This is a genomic window from Micromonospora sp. IBHARD004 (assembly GCF_052814115.1).
In genome coordinates, this window is the sequence record NZ_CP199934.1 from 5,468,238 (window position 1) to 5,488,287 (window position 20,050).

Consider the following 20,050-nt stretch of genomic DNA (forward strand, 5'->3'; position numbering starts at 1 on the left):
CGTCACGTATGTACATGCGGGGAACATGTTCGAACGGGTCAGTGCCCGTTGGCCCCTGGGATCGTCCCGGCCCGGGAACCTCTACCGGCGGCGATGGCGAAAAGCAGTGCGCAACAGCTGCCGAGGACCAGCGCGGCAAAGATGACGGGTACGCCGTAGAAGACTCCCGGGAACATGCCGACGTCCGGGAACCGGGCGCCCAGCAGTGCCACCGCCCCGGCCGCGAGCGCCACGAGGACGACCATCAACGCCGGGCCGAACCGGAACGGTCGCCTACGGGCGACGGGAATCGCACCGGACAGCAGGACCACCAGTACGACGACTCCGACCGCGTACCAGGTCAGGTCGAGCGGACGCGGGTCGGTGGCCAGGCGCGGCGGCGGTTCGAAGTAGACGCCCTCGCCGCCCTGCGGCGATCCCAGCCGATGCCATCCGCCGGTGACGTCCCGGTAGAGCAACCCGTCCCGGCCGTTCGCGACGAAGACGACGTGACCACCGCCGACCTTGTGCACGACCAGCGACCGTGACGACAGGTGGGCGGCCGGGTCACCGAGGTCGGGCTGCGCCGCGGCGAGCTGACGGTACGTCGCATCGCCGACCTCCCACGCCACCGTGTACGCACCGGTGTCGCCGTGCCGCCGCTCGACCCGAAGGCGACCGGGCACCACGCGGTAGCAGTCGGCGTCCGCACAGCCCTTTGTCCGGGCCGGCCGCGGCTGGTCGTCGGATCGGCGCTGGATGGATCCCTCGTCGTCCAGCGTCCAGGAGGTCGAACTGTGGCTGCGGGCGGTCCGACTCTCCACGCTCACCTGCACCGTGCCGGGTGCTGTCCCGTCCCGGACTTCGGTGACCTCGTTGATCTCGGGACCGAGGAGGTGTCCGACGAGGACGAGGAACACGATCAGGAGCCCGAAGCCCGACAGCCCGAGTGCGAGGATCACCCGGGCCACCACCGGTAGCGCCTTCATGGGGTCACGGTGCCCGATGGCGACAGACCATTGGGTCTCGCGGCAGTCACGGTGCGGCATCGCCCGTGCGGTGCGGGGGACCGCCCGCCTTCGTCAGGGGGTCCTCAGCCAGGCTTCGAGCAGCCCGGAGGTCTCCTCGCCGAGGGCCGCACCGGCCCGCCGGGCGAGGGGGACCAGCTCCGCGCGCTGGGCCACCGGCACCGCGAGCTCCGGTCGCGGCATCCGGCGCGAAGTACGGCCGGCGTGGCGGGCGAGCCGGGTGACGTCCGCACGGTCCCGGTCCGACAGCCGCGGATCGGGATCCAGCGCCAGCATCAGGCCGGCGCGCAGTCGGGAGGCCACTCCCGTACCTGTCGCACCCAGTCACCGGTCCGCAGCACCAGGAACGGCATCAGTTCGGGGCGCGGGTCGACCAGGATGGCCCGCACCGCGCGTTCGCGTACCCGGCCGTCGCCGTGGCTGCTGCCCGCCGAGCGCATGGAGCGCCCGCCTGACGGTGGCGTCGTCACCCCGGTCGTCCACATCGGCCAGCACGTCGAGAAGGCCGTCGAGAGCGTCCCAGCCGCCTGTGGGGGCCCGGTCGATCGCGCTGGCCACCGCTGCCGTCATCGGCTCGTCCGTGACGGCGGGCCGGCGCCGTCCACTCCCCCACGCACGCATCACCCGATCATGGTGTCGCAGGTTCCGTCCGCGACGCCCGTGGATTTCCGGTCCGTGGACGGTCCGGTGAGGAGTGCCGGGCCCTGACAGACCGATCAATGGTGGAGCGGTGGTGGCTGCGTACGATGCGGGGCCGGGCATCCCCTCGTCTCGGCGGAGGTATCGGCGAATGGCAGGCCAGCAGGACGGGTTCGCCCTCGGCGTCGACCTCGGCACGTCGAACACGGTGGCGGTGCTGCGCTGGCCGGACGGGCGGACCCGGCCGCTGCTCGTCGACGGGCAGCCGATCCTTCCCTCCGGCGTGTACGCCGACGCGGACGGCCAGCTGCACGTCGGCTGGGACGCCCAACGGCTGGCCCAGGTCGACCCGGACCGGTACGAGCCGAACCCGAAGCGCCGGGTCGACGAGGCAGCCGTCCCGCTCGGCGACCGTCGGCTCTCCCCTGCCGAGCTGCTCGCCGCGGTCCTGTTCACGGTCGCCGAGGCGGCGGTCGGCGCGGTCGGCTTCCTGCCGCCCGCCGTCGTCACCTGCCCGGCCACCTGGGACGCGGACCGCCGGCAGGTGCTCGCCGACGCGCTGGCGCTGGCCGGCTGGCCGTCGGCGGCCGAACACACCATGTCCGGTCCCACCCCACCGGGGACCCGGCTGCTGCGCGAGCCGGTGGCCGCCGCCCGCTACTACACCGAGGCCCTGCGCCGGCCGGTGCCGGTCGGCGACGCCGTCGCCGTCTTCGACTTCGGCGGCGGGACGCTCGACATCGCCGTGGTCCGCAACGAGGGCGCGGACCCGTGGGGCGACTCCGGCTTCACGGTCGTCTCCTGTGGCGGCCTCGACGACCTGGGCGGCCTGGACCTCGACGCGGCGCTCGTCGAGCTGCTCGGCGAGCGGATCGCCGCCGCCCACCCGGCCGAGTGGGCCCGGTTGACCCAGCCGGAGAACACCACGCACTGGCGGGACCGCCTCCGGTTCCTGGAGAACGTGCGGGGTGCCAAGGAGATGCTCTCCCGCGCCACGGTCGCGCCGGTGGCCGTGCCGGGGGTGGAGGCGGCGGTGCCGCTGACCCGCGAGGAGCTGGAGGGTGTGGCGACGCCTCTGCTACGCCGGGCGGTCACCGAGACCCGGCGGGTGGTCTCCGCCGCCGGGCTGACCCCCGAACGGCTCGCCGGGCTGTTCCTGGTGGGCGGCTCGTCCCGGATCCCGCTGGTGGCCCGGATGCTCCACGCCGAGCTGGGCGTCGCGCCGACCATGCTGGAGCAACCGGAGTTGCCGGTCGCCGAGGGCGCGCTCACCGACCTGCCGCTGCGCCGGACCGGATCGGCGCCCCGGCCGCTGATCACCGCCCCCGCCGGTCCCCCGCCGGGACCGGGACCCGGGTCGGTTCCTGCCGGCCAGGTCGGCGAGGCGGTCGGGCCGCCGAACCCCGGTCCGTCCGGAGGAGCGGCCAACGGCCGCTCCATCCCCGGTCAGGTCGGAGCGGCGGCGGCCCCGCCGGGGCACTGGGTGGCGGGCGTACCGGGCGGCGGTCCGGGCGTACCCCCGTCGGCCGCGACGGAACCCGGCGGCCGACGGCGGCGGGCACTCTGGGTGTCGCTCGGCGCGGTGGCGGCCCTCGCCGGCGTGGCCACCGCGACGGTGCTCTATTTGACCCGGGACCGCCATCCGGAGCTGGACTTCCAGGCGTTCGACAAGGGGAAGCGGATCGCGGCCGGCGCGGAGCGGCCCACCGACATGTTCACCGCGATGCTGGGCGACCGCGCCTACCTGGCGTACCGCCGGGACGACGACCGGCTGGAGGTGGTCGCCGCCGACGCGGGCAGCGGCAAGGAGCTGTGGCGCCGGCAGAGCGCCGCGCCCGCCGAGCGCTGGGACCGGATCATCGCCCTGCCCGACGGGGTGGCGCTCGTCGCGGACGCCTCCGGCACCAGCACCCCCCGTGAGCTGGAGGTCCTCGACGCCGACTCCGGCCGGCAGCGGTGGCATCACCCGGTGCACGGCGACGACGAACTCTTCTTCGGCACGGACGTGCTCGTGCTGGCCGACCGGGCCGGACACCGGCTGGTCGGCCTCCGGGTCAGCGACGGTACGGAGAAGTGGAGCCGCGCCGACCCGCGCGATCAGTACGGCAACTCGCGCACCAGCGTCCATCTGGTGACCAGCGAGGAGGGCCTGGCCGGGCCGGGCTTCGCCGGTGGCGGCGCCCGGGATCCGTGGCAGGGCGGGGTCCGGCGGATCGTGCAGGTGGCATCGGACCGTTCCGTCCACCTGATCGAGATGGGCACCGGCGCGGTGGTGCGGCGGCGCACCAACGTCGCGGAGCCGGACGACCTGGTCGTCGCACACGAGGACCGGCTGTACGTCGCGAACGACGACGGCGGGTACCAGCTGCTCGCGTACGACCTGGGGAGCTCGGCGGTGCCGACGGTGCTCTACCGGGCGCAGGACGAGCGGCACCGACCCAGAGGGCTGGTGCCGTGCGGCGAGCACCGGGCCTGTCTGCTGGAGGTGACCGACGCCGACCAGGCCACCGCCGTGGTGGTGGCCGCGGCCGAGGGGAAGAAGACGGAGCGCTGGTCCGCCCCCGGCGCCGATCTGCTGGTGCCGCTCGGCGAGCGGGTGCTGGCCCGGCGGACGTACCCGGACCCGGCGGTGACCCTCTTCGGCCCGGACGGGCAGCGGGTGCTGGACGCGCGGGACGGGACGGCGGTCCGGGTCGACGCGGGCAACCTGCTGGTCTTCGCCGAGCCGCTGGGCAGCGGTGAGGACGACCGCAGCGTCGCCGGGGTGGGCGCGGAGTCCGGCCGGGTCGTCGAGCTGGGCCTGCTCAAGGACGTCCGTGGCGAGTCCTGCTCGTGGAACACCGAGGTGATCGCCTGCGCCTCGACGAAGGAGTTCGTGCTGCACCGCTTCGCCGCCGGCTGACGGCGAGGTCGGGCCGCGCCGGCGGCCGCCCGGCCGGTTCAGGCGGGACGGCTCAGTCGGCGGGAGCGCCGAGGCCGCGGAAGACGGCCAGGGTGCCCGGGTCGTCGATGGTCGCCGGGACCGGCTCGTCGCGCCCCTCGACCAGGCCGCGCATGGTCCGCCGGAGGATCTTGCCGGAGCGGGTCTTCGGCAGCGCCGGCACCACGGTGACCCGGCGGAACGCGGCCACCGGGCCGATCCGCTGCCGGACCAGGGCGACCAGCTCACCGGCGAGGGCGTCCGGGTCGACCTCGGCGCCGGCCTTGAGCACCACGTACCCGCTGGGGACCTGGCCCTTGAGGGCGTCCGCGACCCCGATCACCGCGCACTCGGCGACCGCGGGGTGGCCGGCCAGCACCTCCTCCATCGCCCCGGTGGAGAGCCGGTGCCCGGCCACGTTGATCACGTCGTCGGTGCGGCCCATCACGTAGAGGTAGCCGTCGGCGTCGAACCGCCCGCCGTCACCGGTCAGGTAGTGGCCGGGGAAGGTGGACAGGTAGGAGCGGACGTACCGCTCATCGTCGCCCCAGAGGGTGGGCAGGCAGCCGGGCGGCAGGGGCAGCCGGATCACGATCGAGCCGTCCGTGCCGGCCGGGACCTCCCGGCCGCCGCCGTCGACCACCCGGATGTCGTACCCGGGCACCGGCACCGACGGGGAGCCGGGCCTGATCGGCAGCGGCTCCAGGCCGCGCAGGTTCGCCGCGACCGGCCAGCCCGTCTCGGTCTGCCACCAGTTGTCCACCACCGGCACGCCGAGGCGCTCCCCCGCCCAGGCCCAGGTGTCCGGGTCGAGCCGCTCGCCGGCCAGGAAGAGGGTACGCAGGCAGGACAGGTCGTACGCGTCGATCAGCGCGCCGTCCGGGTCCTGCCGGCGGATCGCCCGGATCGCCGTGGGGGCGGTGAACAACGCGGACACCCGGTGCTGCGAGACCACCCGCCAGAACGCGCCCGCATCGGGGGTGCCGACCGGCTTGCCCTCGTAGAGCACGGTGGTCGCGCCGGTGAGCAGCGGCGCGTACACGATGTAGGAGTGGCCGACCACCCAGCCGACGTCGGAGGCGGCCCAGAAGACCTCGCCCGGCCCGATGTCGTAGACGTTCCGCATCGACCAGCGCAGCGCGACGGCGTGCCCGCCGTTGTCCCGCACCACGCCCTTGGGCCGGCCGGTCGTGCCCGAGGTGTAGAGGATGTAGAGCGGGTCGGTGGCGTTGACCGGGACGCAGTCGACGGGCTCGGCGTCCGCCATGACCTCGTCCCAGGTCAGGTCCCGGCCGGGGAGGAGCGGGGCGGGGCGGGGCGGCCGTTGCACGATCACGCAGTGCGTGGGGGCGTGCGCCGCCTCGGCCAGCGCGGCGGTGAGGATCGGGTGGTAGTCGACGACCCGGTCCACCTCGATGCCGCAGGAGGTCGCCACCACCACCTTAGGTCGGGCGTCGTCGATCCGGACGGCCAGCTCGTGGGCGGCGAAGCCCCCGAAGACCACCGAGTGCACCGCGCCGAGCCGGGCGCAGGCCAACATCGCGATCACCGCCTCCGGCACCATGGCGAGGTAGAGCAGCACCCGGTCGCCCCGGCCGACGCCGAGCCGGCGCAGCGCCCCGGCGAACCGGGCGGTCTCCGCGAGCAGCTCCGCGTAGCTCCAGGTGCGTACCGTGCCGGTGACCGGGCTGTCGTGGATCAGCGCGGGCTGGTCGCCGCGGCCGGCCGCCACGTGCCGGTCCAGCGCGTTGTGGCAGGTGTTCAGCACCGCGTCCGGGAACCAGCGGTACAGCGGCGCCGCGCTGTCGTCGAGGATCCGCTCCGGCGCCCGGAACCAGTCGATCTCCGTCGCCGCGTCCCGCCAGAAGCCGGTCGGGTCGGCGATGCTCCGCTCGTACGCTGATCGATATGCGCCCATGGCCCCATGCTGGCCCCGGACGTCCGCCGGCACGACGGCCGGTCGGGGTCGGTGCGCCGGACGCGCCGCGCGGGTCGCCGAACGGCCGGCCCGCGGCCGGTTCGTCGCTTTCGTCCGGCCTCGGGGACGAACCGCGCGGGTGCCCCGGGGCGACCCCGCCGGGCCACCGACCCGGGTCTGAGCTGAGGCTCAGCCGGTCGGGACCGCGGATGAACCGTGCCCCGCCGGGTATGCGGCCGACGTCCTGGTGGAGTGACGGCCGGCGTCGCGGCATCCCGCGACCGGGCGCGCGGGCGGGCGGCGCGACGCCGACCCGCCCGCGGGCGCCGGGATCAGTTTCCGGTGACCCAGTTCCAGGCCGTCACGACCCACTCGGTCTGCTGCAGGTAGGCGACGCCCACGCCGGCCAGGAAGAGGGCCGTCACCAGGTGCGCGCCGCGGGCGCTGCGCCGCACCCGGCCCAGCTGCCGCTCCCAGATCAGCCGGCCGAGCAGGCGGGAGAGCGCGAAGAGACCGACCGCGGTGAGCAGGCTCAGCGCGAAGGTCAGCAGCGGGGCCGTCAGGTCCCCCCGGCCGGAGATCGCCCAGATGCCCCAGCAGACGAAGGAAAAGAGGCCCCCCGCCGCGCTCCACTCACCGCCCCGGCGCAGCCGCGCCAGGTGCCAGCCCATCGGCCGGCGCGGGGCGGAGCCGTCGGACCAGTCGGCCCGGTCGACGGTGGGGAACTGCTCCGTACGGGGGGTACGCGGCTGCCCGACCGAGGCCACCCCCCGCTGGAACGCGTCCCGTTGCGCGGGCACCCCGACACCGGGCTGCGGCGGCACCTCCACGGTGCGCTCGGCCCACGGCTGTGTCTGGTCCGCCATCTCGTGTCCTCCCCCTGACCGACGCCGGCCACGGTTCCGAGGGTAGCGAGCCGGCAAATCGGTCGCCGACCCCGACGGTGATGGGTTACACACATCTGATGACCGATGTGGTGGTGCCCCGGGCCGAGGACTTCGACGAGATCGCCGGGCTGCTGGCCCTGGCCTTCCACGGCGGTCCCGACCCCGAGCTGCTCGAGGTCGAGCGCGGGATCTTCGAACCGGAGCGCGCGCTGCTGGTCCGCGACGGCACGACGGCGGTCGCGCACGCCGCGGCGTTCACCCGGGAGCTGGGGGTGCCCGGCGCCAGCGTGCCGGCGGCGCACGTGACGATGGTCTCGGTCGCCCCGACCCACCGCCGCCGGGGCCTGCTCACCGCTCTGATGCGCCGCCAGCTGCGGGAGATCCGCGACGCCGGCCGGGAGCCGATCGCGGTGCTCTGGGCCAGCGAGGGCCGGATCTACCCCCGGTTCGGCTACGGCCTGGCCGCGCAGCGGCTCACCGTGAGCTGCGACACCACCGAGCTGCGCCTGCCGGAGCCGGCCGTCGCGGGCACCCTCCGCCTGGACCAGCCGGCCGCGCGGCAGGCCGAGCTGGCCCGGCTGTACGACCGGGTCCGCGCCGACCGCCCCGGCTGGTCGAACCGGGACGAGCGCTGGTGGCGGTACGTGGTGGCCGACGTGAAGAGCCTGCGGGAGGGGGCCACCGAGCGGCGGGTGCTGCTGCACGAGGGGCCGTCGGGGCTCGACGGGTACGCGCTGTTCCGGACGAAGGACGAGTGGGACGGGAGCGGCCCGCGCGGCGAGGTCCGGGTCGACGAGGTGGTCGCGGAGCACCCCGACGCGTACCTGGCGCTGTGGCGGCTGCTGCTCTCGATCGACCTGACCCGGCGGCTGTCCTTCCGTACCGCCGCCGTGGACGAGCCGCTGCTGTGGCTGGTGAACGAGCCGCGGCGGCTCGGCGCCCAGCTCTCCGACGGGCTCTGGGTACGCGTGGTCGACCTGCCTGCCGCGCTGGCCGCCCGCCGGTACGCCACCGACCTGGACGTGGTGATCGAGGTCACGGACGAGCTGCTGCCGGAGAACGCCGGCCGCTGGCGCCTGGTCGGCGGCCCGTCGGCGGCGACCTGCACGGCCACCACCGAACCGGCCCAGCTCGCCTGCGACGTACGCGCACTCGGCGAGCTCTACCTGGGCGGCGCCGGGCTCGGGGCGCTCGCCGCCGCCGGCCGGGTGCGGGAACTGGTGCCGGGGGTGCTCGCGGCGGCCGCCCCGGCCTTCGGCTGGCACCGCGCCCCAACCCCGATGGAGATGTTCTGAGCGCCGACGGGTGCGGGCCGGGACCGCCACGGGCGGGCGACCGCGTCCCGGGGGCGGTACGGTCGACCGATGGGTGATGCGGAGCGACGGCGACGCCGGCTGCGGCACCACGGCGAGGTCGAGAGCGGGTCGCCGGCCCCGGACGGGCCGAGCGCGACGACGGCCGGGGTGCACGACGAGCCGCCGCGCGGCCGCCGGCCCGGCCCGGCGGCCGACGAGGGCGAGCGGGGGCTGCGTGGCCTGGTCGGCTCCGGGTCGTCGCAGGTCGGGGTGGCCGCCGCGCTGCGGGCGCGGGACGCCGCCCGCCCCACCGAGGCGGACCTGGCCGAGGCCGAGGCCCGCGTGGTGATCGTGCGGCGCAACTGGGTCCCCCGCGAGGACCTCCCCCGCTCCGGTCGTTGACCCGTCAGGCCGGCAGCTCGGGCAGCTCGCGGGTCTGCTCGTACGCCGCGACCTGGGCGATCCGCCGGGAGTGCCGCGGGTTGCCGGAGAACGGCGTGGTCAGGAACGCCTCGACCAGGGCGGTCGCGTCGTCCAGGGTGTGCTGGCGGGCGCCGACGGCGATGATGTTGGCGTCGTTGTGCTCCCGGGCGAGCTGCGCCGTGTCGATGTTCCAGGCGAGCGCCGCGCGGACGCCGGCGACCTTGTTGGAGGCGATCTGCTCGCCGTTGCCGGAGCCGCCGATGACCACGCCGAGGCTGCCCGGGTCGTTGACCACCCGGTCACCGGTGTGCAGGCAGAACGCCGGGTAGTCGTCGTCCGGGTCGAAGGCGTGCGGGCCGACGTCGACCACCTCGTACCCCTGCGTGGCCAGGTGGTTGGCCAGGTGCACCTTCAGCTCGAAACCGGCGTGATCGGATCCCAGGTAGACGCGCATACCGCGCAGTCTGACAGGCCCGCCTCCGTGCCGCCGCAAGGGCGGCGACACGGAGGCGGATTCGTCACAGCTCAGCGGGACAGCTCGGCGACCACCAGGCCGCCGCGGGCCTTCGGGGTGAACCAGGTGCTCTTGCGCGGCATCTTCTCCCGGGCCAGGTTGACCGCGACGAAGTCGTCCACGGTCACCGGGGCGATGAGGACGGCCAGCTCGGCCCGGCCGGCGTCGACCTCCCCGGTGAGCCAGCTCGCCGGGTAGTCGCCACCCACGTAGGTGATCCGCTTGTCGCCCGGGTCGAGGCCGAGCGCGTCGCGCAGCAGCAGCCGCTCGACCAGGGCGTGGTCGAGGTTCTCCAGCCGGCCGCCGTCGACGTGCGGCAGGGTCACCGCGTACCCCTGACCGGCGAGGTGGAGGTGGACGGCGCCGCCGCCCGCCGGGACCTCGACCGGGCCGTCGATCGGGGCGATCTCCGCACCGGCGGCGCGGAGCCGGTCGAGCAGCTCCGGCGGCGTGGTGGTCAGCTCGCTGACCAGCCGGTTGTAGGGCTGGATCGCCACCGACGCCGGCGTGGTGATCACCGAGAGGAAGCGGGGCAGCCCGCCGGTCTGCGCGGCCAGGCTGCGGTGGTTGCCGTCGGCGACCACCAGCTCGCCGCCGCCGGCGAGGGCGGTCAGCTCGTCCTGCTCGGGGCCGGGACCCAGCAGCCAGATGGCGTGCGTCCGCCCGGACTGGTCGACGTCGGTCGCGGCGGGCGCGCCGGCCGACTCGGTCGCCGCGGCGAGCGCCGCGTGCAGCTCGTCGCCCCGCCCGGTCTGGAGCAGCAGTACGGGCGAGAGCAGGTGCCCGAGCGCCTCGGCCAGGGCGACCCGCTCCCGCACCTTGGCGATGAAGACGTCCTCGTTGCGGATCACCAGCCCGGGCTCGTCGGCCCGGGTGGAGATCTGGTCCGTGTCCACCATGGCGAAGAGCCCGTACGCGGACTCCTCCCCCGGCGCGCTGATCCGGTAGAGCACCACGACCTGCTCGGCCGGGGTGTAACTGCCGTCCGCCTTGGCCTCGGTCAGGCGGGCCACCGCGTCCGGGAGGGCGTCGAGGAACGACTTGCCGAGACTCTCCGGCGCCCGGTGGGGCATCTCGATGCCGAGAGCACTGTGCGGGTTCGCCTCGATGATCGCGGTGATCTCCGCGTCGTCGGCGAACTCGTCGTAGTTCTGCGCGCCGGTGCCGCCGGTGGTGATCCAGGCCCGGGCGATCGGATGCACGACCGTCATGCCCACCGACGCTACCCGCGGCCCCCGGCGCGCCGGACCCGGACCCTCACCGCGTCCACCAGATGAAAGGGGCGCGCTCAGCCGTTGCGGTCGAGCGGGGCGTGTGCGTTGCGGTGTCGGCCGGGCACCGGGCCGGCACCGGGGCGACCGCCCGGCACGGCGCCGGCCGGGCCGAACGGGTGGGACGCCGCCGCCGACGCGGCGACCCGGACGGTGGTCGCGCCCGCCGGCACCGGACGGCCGGCCGCGACGCCGGACCGGATCGTCCCGGACGTGTGGGTGGGGAGGTCCGCCTCGGCCGGCGGGGCCATCCGGGAGGTGGCGACCACCCGGGCAACGCCGACCACGATCGGTGGGGCCAGCAGGTCGACCATCTCGGCCGGCAGGGTCGGGCGGACGTCCGGCCAGTCGGCCTCGTCCACGGACCAGTACGTCGCACCGGAGTCCTCGGTCGCCGTCTCCTGCGGCGCGCCGGCGGACGTATGGCGGTGCTTACCCATGGGACTGCCTCCAGGAGCTGCCGGGGTGCGGCCCCGCGGGCCGCCGGCTGGGACACCCGGTGAAACGAGCCCCGCACCGGCCCGGTGACGCCGGGTCGGTACGGGGCTCGGATCGTCGCCGGAGGCTCCGCCCTCAGTCGAAGATGGGGCCCAGCTCGCGGGAGCGCTTCAGCTCGTAGAAGCCCGGGGTGCCGGCGACCAGCAGGACACCGTCCCAGAGCCGGCCGGCCGCCTCGCCCCTCGGCGCCGGGGTGATCACCGGGCCGAAGAAGGCGACCTTGTCGCCGTCCGGGCCGGGGGCGTGGATCACCGGGGTGCCGACGTCGGTGCCGACCGGCCGCATGCCCGCCTCGTGGCTGGCCCGCAGCGCCTCGTCGTACGCGGTGGTCTCGGCGGCGTCGGCGAGCGCCGGGTCCAGGCCGACCTCGGTGAGCGCGCCGACCAGCATCTCCCGGCCGAGCGGCTCCTTGCCGAGGTGGATCCGGGTGCCCATCGCGGTGTAGAGCTTCGCCAGCACCTCCGTGCCGTGCGCCTGCTCGGCGGCGATGCAGACCCGCACCGGGCCCCAGCCGCTCTTCATCAGTTCCTGGTACTGCTCGGGCAGGTCCCGGCCCTCGTTGAGCACGGACAGGCTCATCACGTGGAAGCTGATGTCCACGGGCCGGACCTTCTCGACCTCCAGCAGCCAGCGGGACGTGATCCACGCCCACGGGCACAGCGGGTCGAACCACATGTCCACGGCGACACGTTCGGTCACGGTGAGATCCCTTCACGACGGGTGCGCCGGTGAGCCCGGCGCCTCCCCCGATCCTCACCCCGGGCGGCATCGACCGGCAGCGGAATGAGAGCGTGACCTCGACCACCGAAGGGTGTCGGTGCATGGAAGACTCGAACCGGACCGGCCGCCACGAGCGGGCCGGGGAGGCCGGGGCCGCCGGGCGCGGCGCGAGTGGGATGGAGACGAACAGTGCCGGGAGTGCGCAACCTGACCCAGGTCGAGGCCACCGAGCGGGCCCGCCTGCTCGAGGTGACCGGGTACGACATCAGCCTTGACCTGTCGACCGCCGTGCAGGCCACGGGCCGCACGTTCCGTTCGGTGACCGAGGTCCGGTTCCGCTGCGCCGAGCCGGGGGCGACGACCTTCATCGAGGTGGCCGCCGAGTCGGTGCGGTCCGCGACGCTCAACGGCGCACCCGTCGACACCTCCGGCTGGTCGGCCGAGAAGGGCCTCACGCTGTCCGGTCTGGACGCGGAGAACACCCTGGTGGTGGACGCGGACTTCGGGTACTCGAACAGCGGGCAGGGCCTGCACCGCACGGTGGACCCGGTCGACGGGGAGACCTACCTCTACAGCCAGTTCGAGACGGCGGACGCGCAGCGGGTCTTCGCCTGCTTCGACCAGCCCGACCTGAAGAGCGTCTACACCTGGCACGCCACCGTCCCGGAGCACTGGCGGGTGGTCTCCAACATGCCGGTGGGGCGGGAGGAGCCGGCCGGCGAGGGGTTGAAGACCGTCCACTTCGTGGAGTCGGCGCGGATGAGCACCTACATCACCGCGCTCTGCGCCGGCCCGTACCACGAGGTGCGGGACAGCCACGACGGCATCGACCTGGGGGTCTTCTGCCGGGCCTCGATGGCGCGGTACATGGACTCGGACGACCTGTTCCTCATCACCAAGCAGGGCTTCGACTTCTTCCACGAGAAGTTCGGGGTGCGCTACCCGCTGCCCAAGTACGACCAGCTCTGGGTGCCGGACTTCAACGCCGGCGCGATGGAGAACTTCGGCTGCGTCACCCACGCCGAGTCGCACTACATCTTCCGCTCCCAGGTCACCGACTTCGAGTACGAGCAGCGGGCCAACACGATCCTGCACGAGCTGGCGCACATGTGGTTCGGTGACCTGGTCACCATGCGCTGGTGGAACGACCTGTGGCTGAACGAGTCGTTCGCCGAGTGGGCCAGCCACTGGTGCAACACGCACGCCACCCGGTTCCAGGACGCGTGGACGACCTTCCTGTCGATCCGCAAGAACTGGGGCTACCGGCAGGACCAGCTCTCCTCCACCCACCCGGTCTACTGCGAGATGCCGGACCTGGAGGCGGTCGAGGTCAACTTCGACGGCATCACGTACGCCAAGGGCGCCAGCGTGCTCAAGCAGCTCGTCGCGTACGTCGGCGAGGAGCCGTTCCTGGCCGGCCTGCGGGCCTACTTCGGCAAGCACGCCTGGGGCAACGCCACCTTCGACGACCTGCTCTCCGAGCTGGAGGCGGCCTCCGGCCGGGAGCTGCGCAAGTTCGCCGCGCAGTGGCTGGAGACGGCGCAGGTCAACACGCTGCGCCCCGAGGTGACCATCGGCGACGACGGCGCCTACCAGAAGGTGCTGGCGCGCCAGGAGGCGCCGTCCGGACACCCGACGCTGCGTACCCACCGGATCGGGGTGGGCCTCTACGACCTGACCGACGGCCGGCTGGTCCGCCGGGAGCGGATCGAGGTCGACGTGACCGGTGAGCAGACCGAGCTCACCGCGCTGCACGGCAAGCCCGCCGCCGACGTGCTGCTGCTCAACGACGACGACCTGACGTACACCAAGCTGCGGCTCGACGAGCGGTCCATGGCGACCGTGGTGCAGCACATCGCCGGTTTCGAGTCGTCGCTGGCCCGGGCGCTGTGCTGGACCGCCGCCTGGGACATGACCCGCGACGCCGAGCTCGCCGCCCGCGACTACGTCGCGCTGGTGCTGGCCGGGCTGCCCGCCGAGACCGACATCAACCTGGTCACCGCGACCCTGCGGCAGGCGACCACCACGCTCACCTTCTACGCCGACCCGGCGTGGGCGCCGACCGGCTGGGCCGAGCTGGCCCGGACCGCCAAGGACGCGCTCACCGCGGCGGAGCCGGGCAGCGGCTTCCAGCTCGCCTGGGCCCGGGCGTACTCCTCGGCGGGCCGCGGCGAGGAGGACCTGGCGACGCTGCGCGGCTGGCTGGACGGCGCCGAGGTGCCGGCCGGGCTGACCGTCGACACCGAGCTGCGCTGGACGGTGCTCCAGGCCCTCGTGGCCAACGGCGCGGCCGGTGCCGCCGAGGTCGAGGCCGAGCTGGCCGGCGACCGCACGGCCAGCGGCGAGCGGGAGGCCGCGTACGCGCACGCGTTGGTGCCGACCGCGGAGAACAAGGCGGCGGTGTGGGCGCAGCTCACCGGCCCGGAGGCGCTGCCGAACTGGCGGCACCGGGCGCTGCTGCAGGGCTTCGCGCACCCGGCGCAGGTCGACCTGGTCGCGCCGTACCGGGAGAAGTACTTCGCCGCGGTGGGCCAGGTGTGGGCCAGCCGGGACAGCGAGCCGGCACAGGAGTTCACCCAGCTCGCCTACCCGGCGTACCTGGTGGAGGACACGACGGTGGCCGAGACCGACGCGTGGCTGGCGCAGGAGGGGCACCCGGCGCCGCTGCGCCGGCTGGTCGCCGAGGGTCGCGACGGCGTGGTCCGTGCCCTGAAGGCCCGCGCGAAGGACGCCCAGAGCGCCTGAGACGACAGCACGAAGCCCGGCCCGCGAACACGCGGACCGGGCTTCGTCGTACGGGAGGGCTCAGCCCTTGCCGGCGTGGCTGGCGAGCTGGTCGAGGCCCTGGATGATGCCGCCGGCCAGGTCGCCGCCGCCGAAGGACGCCACCATGGAGAGCGCGGCGAGCTTGGCGTACGTGTCCGGGATGCGCTTGCGCGCGTACCGGCCGGTGACGATCTCCAGCTGCCGCTGGTTGGGCGACACGGCGATCAGGACCGACTTGTCGGGCTCGGCGAGCTGGCGGTGCAGCCGCTGCGCGTGCTCCCGGATCGGCTCGTCGAGGCCGCCCACGTAGACCGAGAAGACCAGGCCGGTGCCCTGGTCGGCCAGGCGGAGCGCCTCGTCGATGCGGAGCAGCTGGCGGGTCGAGAACGGCCCGTCCAGCACCTCGGGCGGGGTGACCGTCCCCGTCGCGGTCTGCTTCTCACCAACGGTCACTTGCGCCTCCGGTTCCACCGGCCGGCGCCTCGACGCCGGCCTTCTCAAGCTTGTGGCTGGTCAGCGCCGGCGCCTGCGCCCCCGCAGCCAGCGCGGTGCCGGCCGAGTCGGCCAGCTGCTCCGGACGGCCGAGGAACCAGACCGGAGTGAAGTCGAAGGGCCGGCCCGGCCGGTAGCGCTTGGCGCCGCCACCGCCGCGACGGCCGCCGGCGAGTGCCAGTCCGGCGATCACCAGCACCGCGGCCGCCGGGATGCCGACGTAGACCAGCAACGTCTCGGTAACAGACAACCTCAACGCCCCCAGGCGGAAAGAGAGACCAGGAATTCCGGGTCGGGTGGACGATCAAGGAGACGATTCCCCGACTCCGCTTGTGGTATTCACGTTAGCGGAGTCGACGGCCCGCCAAATTGCGGGGTGGTGATCCCATCCGCCACACCCGTGCTCCAGTTGCGCGGCAGTGGCGATCAATGTCGCGTCGGCGCCGTACCGGCCGGTGAGCAGCACCCCGACGGGCATTCCGTCGGCGGTGCGACCGACCGGCAGGGAAACGGACGGTTCGCCGGTCACGTTGAAGATGGCGCAGTACGGCGAGAACCGGCGCTGCCGGTCGAAATCCTCGGCCGGGTCGAGCGCGGCGAACGAACCCACCGGCGCCTGCGGCGCGGCCAGCGTCGGGCAGAGCAGCAGGTCGCAGCCGGCGGTCCGGCGGGCACCGAGGCGTACCTGGGCCTGCAGCTCGCCGAGGGTGGCCATCAGCGCGCCGGCGCCGACCGCCGCGCCGCGGGAGCGGAGGAGCCGGGTCAGCGGCAACAGCTCGCTCTCCCGCTCGGGCGACACCGGGGAGAGCGCCAGGACATGCCAGACGGTCTCGAAGAGCGGCCACGCCTCGGGGCCGAGCGGCGCGGGCACCTCGACCACCTCGTGGCCGGCCGCGGTGAGCAGCCCGGCGGCCCGGTCGACGGCGGCGACGCAGTCGGGGTGGACCGGCTCGTCGGCGAGCATCGGGGTGGTGAAGCGGCCGATCCGCAGCCGGCCCGGCGCGGCCTCGCGGGCCGCGGCCAGGTAGCCGCCCGCGGGGGCGGCCGGGGGCAGGTAGGGCTCGCCGGGCACCGGCTGCGCCATGACGTCGAGCAGCGCGGCGACGTCGGCGACGGTCCGCCCGATCGGGCCGTTCGTCGGCAGGCCGAACGCGCCGAAGCCGAGCGGCCCGCCGGAGACCAGCCCCCGGCTGGGCTTGTAGCCGACCAGGCCGCAGAGCGACGCCGGGATGCGCAGCGAGCCGCCGCCGTCGGAACCCTGGGCCACCGGCACCAGCCCGGCCGCCACCGCGGCCGCCGCGCCGCCGCTGGACCCGCCGGCCGTGTACCCGAGGTCCCACGGGTTGCGGGCCGGCGGCGCGACCAGCCCCTCGGAGTAGAGCGAGCAGCCCAGCTCGGAGGTGGTGGTCTTGCCGAGGCTGATCAGCCCGGCGGCGGTGATGAACCGGACCACGTCGGCGTCGACCGGCGGCACGAAGTCGGCGAAGGCGGCGGAGCCGAAGGTGGTCCGCACCCCGGCGGTCAGCGTGAGGTCCTTGATCGCGGTCGGTACGCCGTGCAGCGGACCCCGCTGCCCGGCCGGCACCGCGTCGGCGACCCGGGCGGCCTCGACGGCCAGCTCCGGCGTGACGGTGACGAACCCGCCGACCGTGTCGCCGAGCGCGTCCACCCGGTGCAGGTGGTGCGCGACCAGCTCCACGCTGGACAGCTCGCCCCGGGCGATCGCGGCGGCCTGCTCCAGCGCGGTCAGGTCGTGCGGCTCGGCCATGCCGTCATCCTGCCCGGACGATCCGCCCGGCGCACTTCTCACGCGCCGACCCGCCCGGTCCCGGTGGACCTGCCGCCCTCCGGGGTGGGTCGGGCGGGGCAGTACGGCTGCCGGCCGGCAGCGGCGGGTGGGGAGTCGGCGGCGAGCTGACCAGCGGCTGGGGCCGTCCGGCCGCCGGTCAGCCGTGCAGGAAGCGCAGGGCGTTCCGGGAGAGGAGCTTGTCGCGCTGGTCGGCGGTGAGGAAGTCGGCCTTCCGGACCACCGCGCCGACCGGCCGCTCCCCCAGCGGGTACGGGTAGTCGCTGCCGACCAGCACCCGGTCCTCCCCCATGGTGTCCACAAGCAGCCGCAGCGCGGCCGGCTCGAAGACCACCGAGTCGACGCTGAACCGGTCGACGTAGGAGCTGGGCGGGGCGGTGGAGGCGCCGCGTACCAGGTCGCCGCGGCGGTGCCAGGCGTTGTCGGCGCGGCCCAGCCAGAACGGGAAGCTGCCCCCGCCGTGCGCGAAGCAGATCCGCAGGCTCGGCGGCACCCGGTCGAAGACGCCGCCGAGGATCAGCGCCAGCACGGACAGATGGGTCTCGGCCGGCATGCCGGTGAGCCAGCGGGCCATCCAGCGGTCCAGCCGGGGGCTGCCCGGCATGTCCCAGGGGTGCACGAAGACCGGCGCGCCCACCTCGGCGCAGTGGGTCAGGAACTGGACGATCCCCGGGTCGTCCAGGTCGCGGTCGCCGACGTGGTTGCCGATCTCGACGCCGACGTGGCCCGCCGCCAGGCAGCGGTCCAGTTCGGCGCAGGCGGCGTCCGGGTCCTGCAACGGCACCTGGCAGAACGGCACCAGCCGGTCGCCGCCGGCCGCGGTGACCGCCAGGGTGAGGTCGTTGAAGATCCGGGCCACCTTCACCGCCTGGTCGGCGGGGCGGTCGTAGGAGAAGAAGACCGGGGTCGGCGAGACCACCTGCACGTCGACGCCGTCGGCGCTCATGTCGGCCAGCCGGGTCTCCGCGTCCCAGCACTCCGCGCCGACCGGGCGGAACTCCGTCTCCCCCACCATGATCATGGCGGCGCGCTCGGAGTCCACCCGCAGCCAGGGCCAGCCGGACCCGCCGCACGCCGCGGCGAGGTCCGGCCACCCCTTGGGTACGACGTGCGTGTGCACGTCGACGACCGGTCCGTGCATCAGCCCTTGCCCGGGTGCAGCGTGCCGCACTTGTCGCAGGTACGCGCCTGCTCGTCGGCGTAGAACGCCTGGAACACCGGGGGGAGGTCGGCGGCGATGTCGCGGACCTGGAGCTCCACCTCGTGCACCTTGTGCCCGCACTCCGGGCAGTACCACTGGAACTTCTCCAGCGTGCCCTCCTCGCGGACCCGCTCGACCACCACGCCGATCGAGCCGGCCTCGGGCCGCTGCGGCGAGTGCGGGGTGTCGCGCGGCAGCATCCACATCTGACCCTCGCGCACGTGCACCGTACGCGGCCCCTCCGGGGTCATCAGGTTGATGTGCATGTTGCCCTTGACCTGGTAGAAGAACTCCTCGTACGGGTCGACGTGGAAGTCGGTGCGCTGGTTCGGCCCGCCGACCACCATGACGATGAAGTCGTCCCCGCCGGGGAACATCTCCTTGTTCCCCACCGGCGGCTTCAGCAGGTGCTGGTTCTCCGCGATCCAGCCGGGAAAGCTGAACGGTTCGGCGATCTCACTCACGACTGACCTCCTTGGGGGAGCAGGGCGACGGCTTGCATCTCGATCAGCAGGTGCGGGTGCGGCAACTGGTGCACCGCCACCGTCGTCCGGGTCGGCCCGGTGGCGTCGAAGAACTCCGCCCACACCTCGTTGTACCCACCGAAGTCGTTCATGTTGACCAGGTAGCTGGTGACCTGGACGAGGTCGGACAGTTCGGCGCCGACCGACCGGAGCAGGTCCCGGATGTTCTCGATGACGGCCCGGGTCTGCACCCGGATGTCGAGATCCGTCGTCCCGAACTCGTCCACGGAGACGCCGGCGAAGGTGTTGTCCGGCCGCCGCGACGACGTACCGGAGACGAAGACGAAGCCGCCCGCGACCTTGACGTGCGGGAACGCCCCGCGCGGCACAGCCTTCCCGGCGACGACCCGAGCGCCCGCGGTCATGACGCGGCCCGCAGCGACGCGGTGCCGAGCTGCTCCACCACGGCCCGGACGTGGGCGCCCGGACGCAGCGGCACGGCGGCCGTGGCGGCGCCGGCCAGGAAGACCCAGCCCTCGCGGAGCCGGACGCCGTGCCGCCCGGCCAGCCGGATGCCCTCGTCCAGCGCCCGGCGCGGGTCGCCGAGGATCGCCGCGGTCGAGCCGACCTGGGCCACCCGCCCGTCGATCTCCAGCAGCACGCCCAGGTTGTCCAGCCCGTCCGGCACCGGCGACCACGGCCCGACGACGAACGCGGCGGCCGAGGTGTTGTCGGCGATCACGTCCGGCAGCGAGAAGGTGAAGTTGGCGTACCGGGAGTCGATCAGCTCGATCGCCGGGGCCACCGCGCGGACCGCGTCGGCGAAGGAGCCCAGCGCCTCGCCGGGCTCCGGCAGCCGGTCCAGCAGGAACGCCACCTCCGGCTCGACCCGCGGGTGGATGAAGTCGCCGACGTCGACCGGGCCGCCGTCGGGCACCCGCATCACGTCGGTGAGCCGGCCCCAGATCACCTCGTCCACGCCCATCTGGGCCATCTTCGCCTTGCTGGTCAGCCCCATCTTCAGCCCGACCAGCCGCTCGCCCCGGTCGAGGCGGCGCTGCACCAGCGCGGTCTGCACCGCGTACGCGCCGTCGACGTCGAGGCCGGTCTCGGCGGCGAGCTGCGGGATCGCGGTGGCCGTGTCGGCCGCCGTGCCGAGCTGCTCGGCGATGCCCGCCGTGTCGATGCCGATCACAGCGCCACCTTCGTTCGCGACTGCGGGGCTCGC

At 74.3% G+C, this 20,050-nt stretch carries 20 protein-coding genes; 4 read left to right on the forward strand and 16 right to left on the reverse strand.

Features of this window, described 5'->3' with window-relative positions:
- Positions 1–38 precede the first annotated feature (38 nt).
- The 3 genes from ACTWO6_RS26610 to ACTWO6_RS26620 all read right to left on the reverse strand — a co-directional run bounded on the left by ACTWO6_RS26610 (position 39) and on the right by ACTWO6_RS26620 (position 1,447).
- A complete protein-coding gene (locus ACTWO6_RS26610; protein WP_446216494.1) occupies positions 39–968 on the reverse strand; it encodes a hypothetical protein in 930 nt (309 codons plus the stop codon).
- 93 nt (positions 969–1,061) lie between these two features.
- Positions 1,062–1,310 carry a hypothetical protein gene (locus tag ACTWO6_RS26615; protein WP_446216495.1) on the reverse strand — a complete coding sequence of 83 codons (249 nt, stop codon included), beginning with the start codon at positions 1,308–1,310 and terminating at the stop codon, positions 1,062–1,064.
- Positions 1,283–1,447, reverse strand: coding sequence for a hypothetical protein (locus tag ACTWO6_RS26620; protein WP_446216496.1), 165 nt, complete (start codon positions 1,445–1,447; stop codon positions 1,283–1,285). Before ACTWO6_RS26620 ends, ACTWO6_RS26615 begins: the two co-directional genes overlap by 28 nt.
- A 350-nt stretch (positions 1,448–1,797) precedes the next feature.
- Between ACTWO6_RS26620 and ACTWO6_RS26625 the strand changes: the two genes are divergently transcribed.
- Positions 1,798–4,548, forward strand: coding sequence for an Hsp70 family protein (locus ACTWO6_RS26625; RefSeq protein WP_446216497.1), 2,751 nt, complete (start codon positions 1,798–1,800; stop codon positions 4,546–4,548).
- A gap of 52 nt (positions 4,549–4,600) precedes the next feature.
- On the opposite strand, the gene ACTWO6_RS26630 is transcribed toward ACTWO6_RS26625, so the two are convergent.
- Together ACTWO6_RS26630 and ACTWO6_RS26635 are read right to left on the reverse strand one after the other, a co-directional pair.
- Entirely contained in the window at positions 4,601–6,484 is a 1,884-nt protein-coding gene (locus ACTWO6_RS26630) for a propionyl-CoA synthetase (protein ID WP_446216498.1), read from the reverse strand.
- A 332-nt stretch (positions 6,485–6,816) separates the two neighbouring features.
- Positions 6,817–7,350: a hypothetical protein gene (locus ACTWO6_RS26635; RefSeq protein WP_446216499.1), complete on the reverse strand. Its 534-nt coding sequence runs from the start codon at positions 7,348–7,350 to the stop codon at positions 6,817–6,819.
- A 98-nt stretch (positions 7,351–7,448) separates the two neighbouring features.
- On the opposite strand from ACTWO6_RS26635, the gene ACTWO6_RS26640 reads away from it, so the two are divergent.
- Entirely contained in the window at positions 7,449–8,666 is a 1,218-nt protein-coding gene (locus ACTWO6_RS26640) for a GNAT family N-acetyltransferase (RefSeq protein ID WP_446216500.1), read from the forward strand.
- Positions 8,667–8,735: 69 nt separating this feature from the next.
- The gene (locus ACTWO6_RS26645; protein ID WP_446216501.1) at positions 8,736–9,068 is read left to right on the forward strand and encodes a hypothetical protein; all 333 of its coding nucleotides are present in this window, start codon (positions 8,736–8,738) and stop codon (positions 9,066–9,068) included.
- 4 nt (positions 9,069–9,072) lie between these two features.
- On the opposite strand, the gene ACTWO6_RS26650 is transcribed toward ACTWO6_RS26645, so the two are convergent.
- The 4 genes from ACTWO6_RS26650 to ACTWO6_RS26665 form a co-directional block, all read right to left on the reverse strand.
- Positions 9,073–9,543 carry a ribose-5-phosphate isomerase gene (locus tag ACTWO6_RS26650; protein ID WP_446216502.1) on the reverse strand — a complete coding sequence of 157 codons (471 nt, stop codon included), beginning with the start codon at positions 9,541–9,543 and terminating at the stop codon, positions 9,073–9,075.
- A 71-nt stretch (positions 9,544–9,614) separates the two neighbouring features.
- Positions 9,615–10,814, reverse strand: coding sequence for a DUF1015 family protein (locus tag ACTWO6_RS26655; protein ID WP_446216503.1), 1,200 nt, complete (start codon positions 10,812–10,814; stop codon positions 9,615–9,617).
- A gap of 77 nt (positions 10,815–10,891) precedes the next feature.
- Positions 10,892–11,314: a hypothetical protein gene (locus ACTWO6_RS26660; protein WP_446216504.1), complete on the reverse strand. Its 423-nt coding sequence runs from the start codon at positions 11,312–11,314 to the stop codon at positions 10,892–10,894.
- A 133-nt stretch (positions 11,315–11,447) separates the two neighbouring features.
- Positions 11,448–12,071 carry a mycothiol-dependent nitroreductase Rv2466c family protein gene (locus ACTWO6_RS26665; RefSeq protein ID WP_446216505.1) on the reverse strand — a complete coding sequence of 208 codons (624 nt, stop codon included), beginning with the start codon at positions 12,069–12,071 and terminating at the stop codon, positions 11,448–11,450.
- Between the two features lie 219 nt (positions 12,072–12,290).
- Between ACTWO6_RS26665 and pepN the strand changes: the two genes are divergently transcribed.
- On the forward strand, positions 12,291–14,837 hold the full coding sequence (pepN, locus tag ACTWO6_RS26670; protein ID WP_446216506.1) for an aminopeptidase N: 2,547 nt from the start codon (positions 12,291–12,293) through the stop codon (positions 14,835–14,837).
- Positions 14,838–14,897: 60 nt separating this feature from the next.
- Here the strand turns inward: pepN and ACTWO6_RS26675 are convergent, their stop codons facing one another.
- The 7 genes from ACTWO6_RS26675 to ACTWO6_RS26705 all read right to left on the reverse strand — a co-directional run bounded on the left by ACTWO6_RS26675 (position 14,898) and on the right by ACTWO6_RS26705 (position 20,017).
- Entirely contained in the window at positions 14,898–15,311 is a 414-nt protein-coding gene (locus ACTWO6_RS26675; protein WP_446216507.1) for a DUF5130 family protein, read from the reverse strand.
- Complete coding sequence (gene ctaJ / locus ACTWO6_RS26680; protein WP_446216508.1) at positions 15,298–15,600, reverse strand: aa3-type cytochrome oxidase subunit CtaJ; 303 nt, start codon at positions 15,598–15,600, stop codon at positions 15,298–15,300. Before ctaJ ends, ACTWO6_RS26675 begins: the two co-directional genes overlap by 14 nt.
- A gap of 54 nt (positions 15,601–15,654) precedes the next feature.
- Positions 15,655–17,118 (reverse strand): amidase, encoded by a 1,464-nt coding sequence (locus ACTWO6_RS26685; protein WP_446216509.1) that lies wholly within the window; start codon positions 17,116–17,118, stop codon positions 15,655–15,657.
- A gap of 178 nt (positions 17,119–17,296) precedes the next feature.
- A complete protein-coding gene (locus tag ACTWO6_RS26690; RefSeq protein ID WP_446216510.1) occupies positions 17,297–18,298 on the reverse strand; it encodes an amidohydrolase family protein in 1,002 nt (333 codons plus the stop codon).
- Positions 18,298–18,822 (reverse strand): 3-hydroxyanthranilate 3,4-dioxygenase, encoded by a 525-nt coding sequence (locus tag ACTWO6_RS26695; protein ID WP_446216511.1) that lies wholly within the window; start codon positions 18,820–18,822, stop codon positions 18,298–18,300. The genes ACTWO6_RS26690 and ACTWO6_RS26695 overlap by 1 nt, the downstream gene beginning before the upstream one ends.
- Complete coding sequence (locus ACTWO6_RS26700; RefSeq protein ID WP_446216512.1) at positions 18,819–19,247, reverse strand: RidA family protein; 429 nt, start codon at positions 19,245–19,247, stop codon at positions 18,819–18,821. Before ACTWO6_RS26700 ends, ACTWO6_RS26695 begins: the two co-directional genes overlap by 4 nt.
- Positions 19,244–20,017, reverse strand: a complete 774-nt coding sequence (locus tag ACTWO6_RS26705; RefSeq protein WP_446216513.1) for a 2-keto-4-pentenoate hydratase — start codon at positions 20,015–20,017, stop codon at positions 19,244–19,246. The genes ACTWO6_RS26700 and ACTWO6_RS26705 overlap by 4 nt, the downstream gene beginning before the upstream one ends.
- Positions 20,018–20,050: the final 33 nt, after the last annotated feature.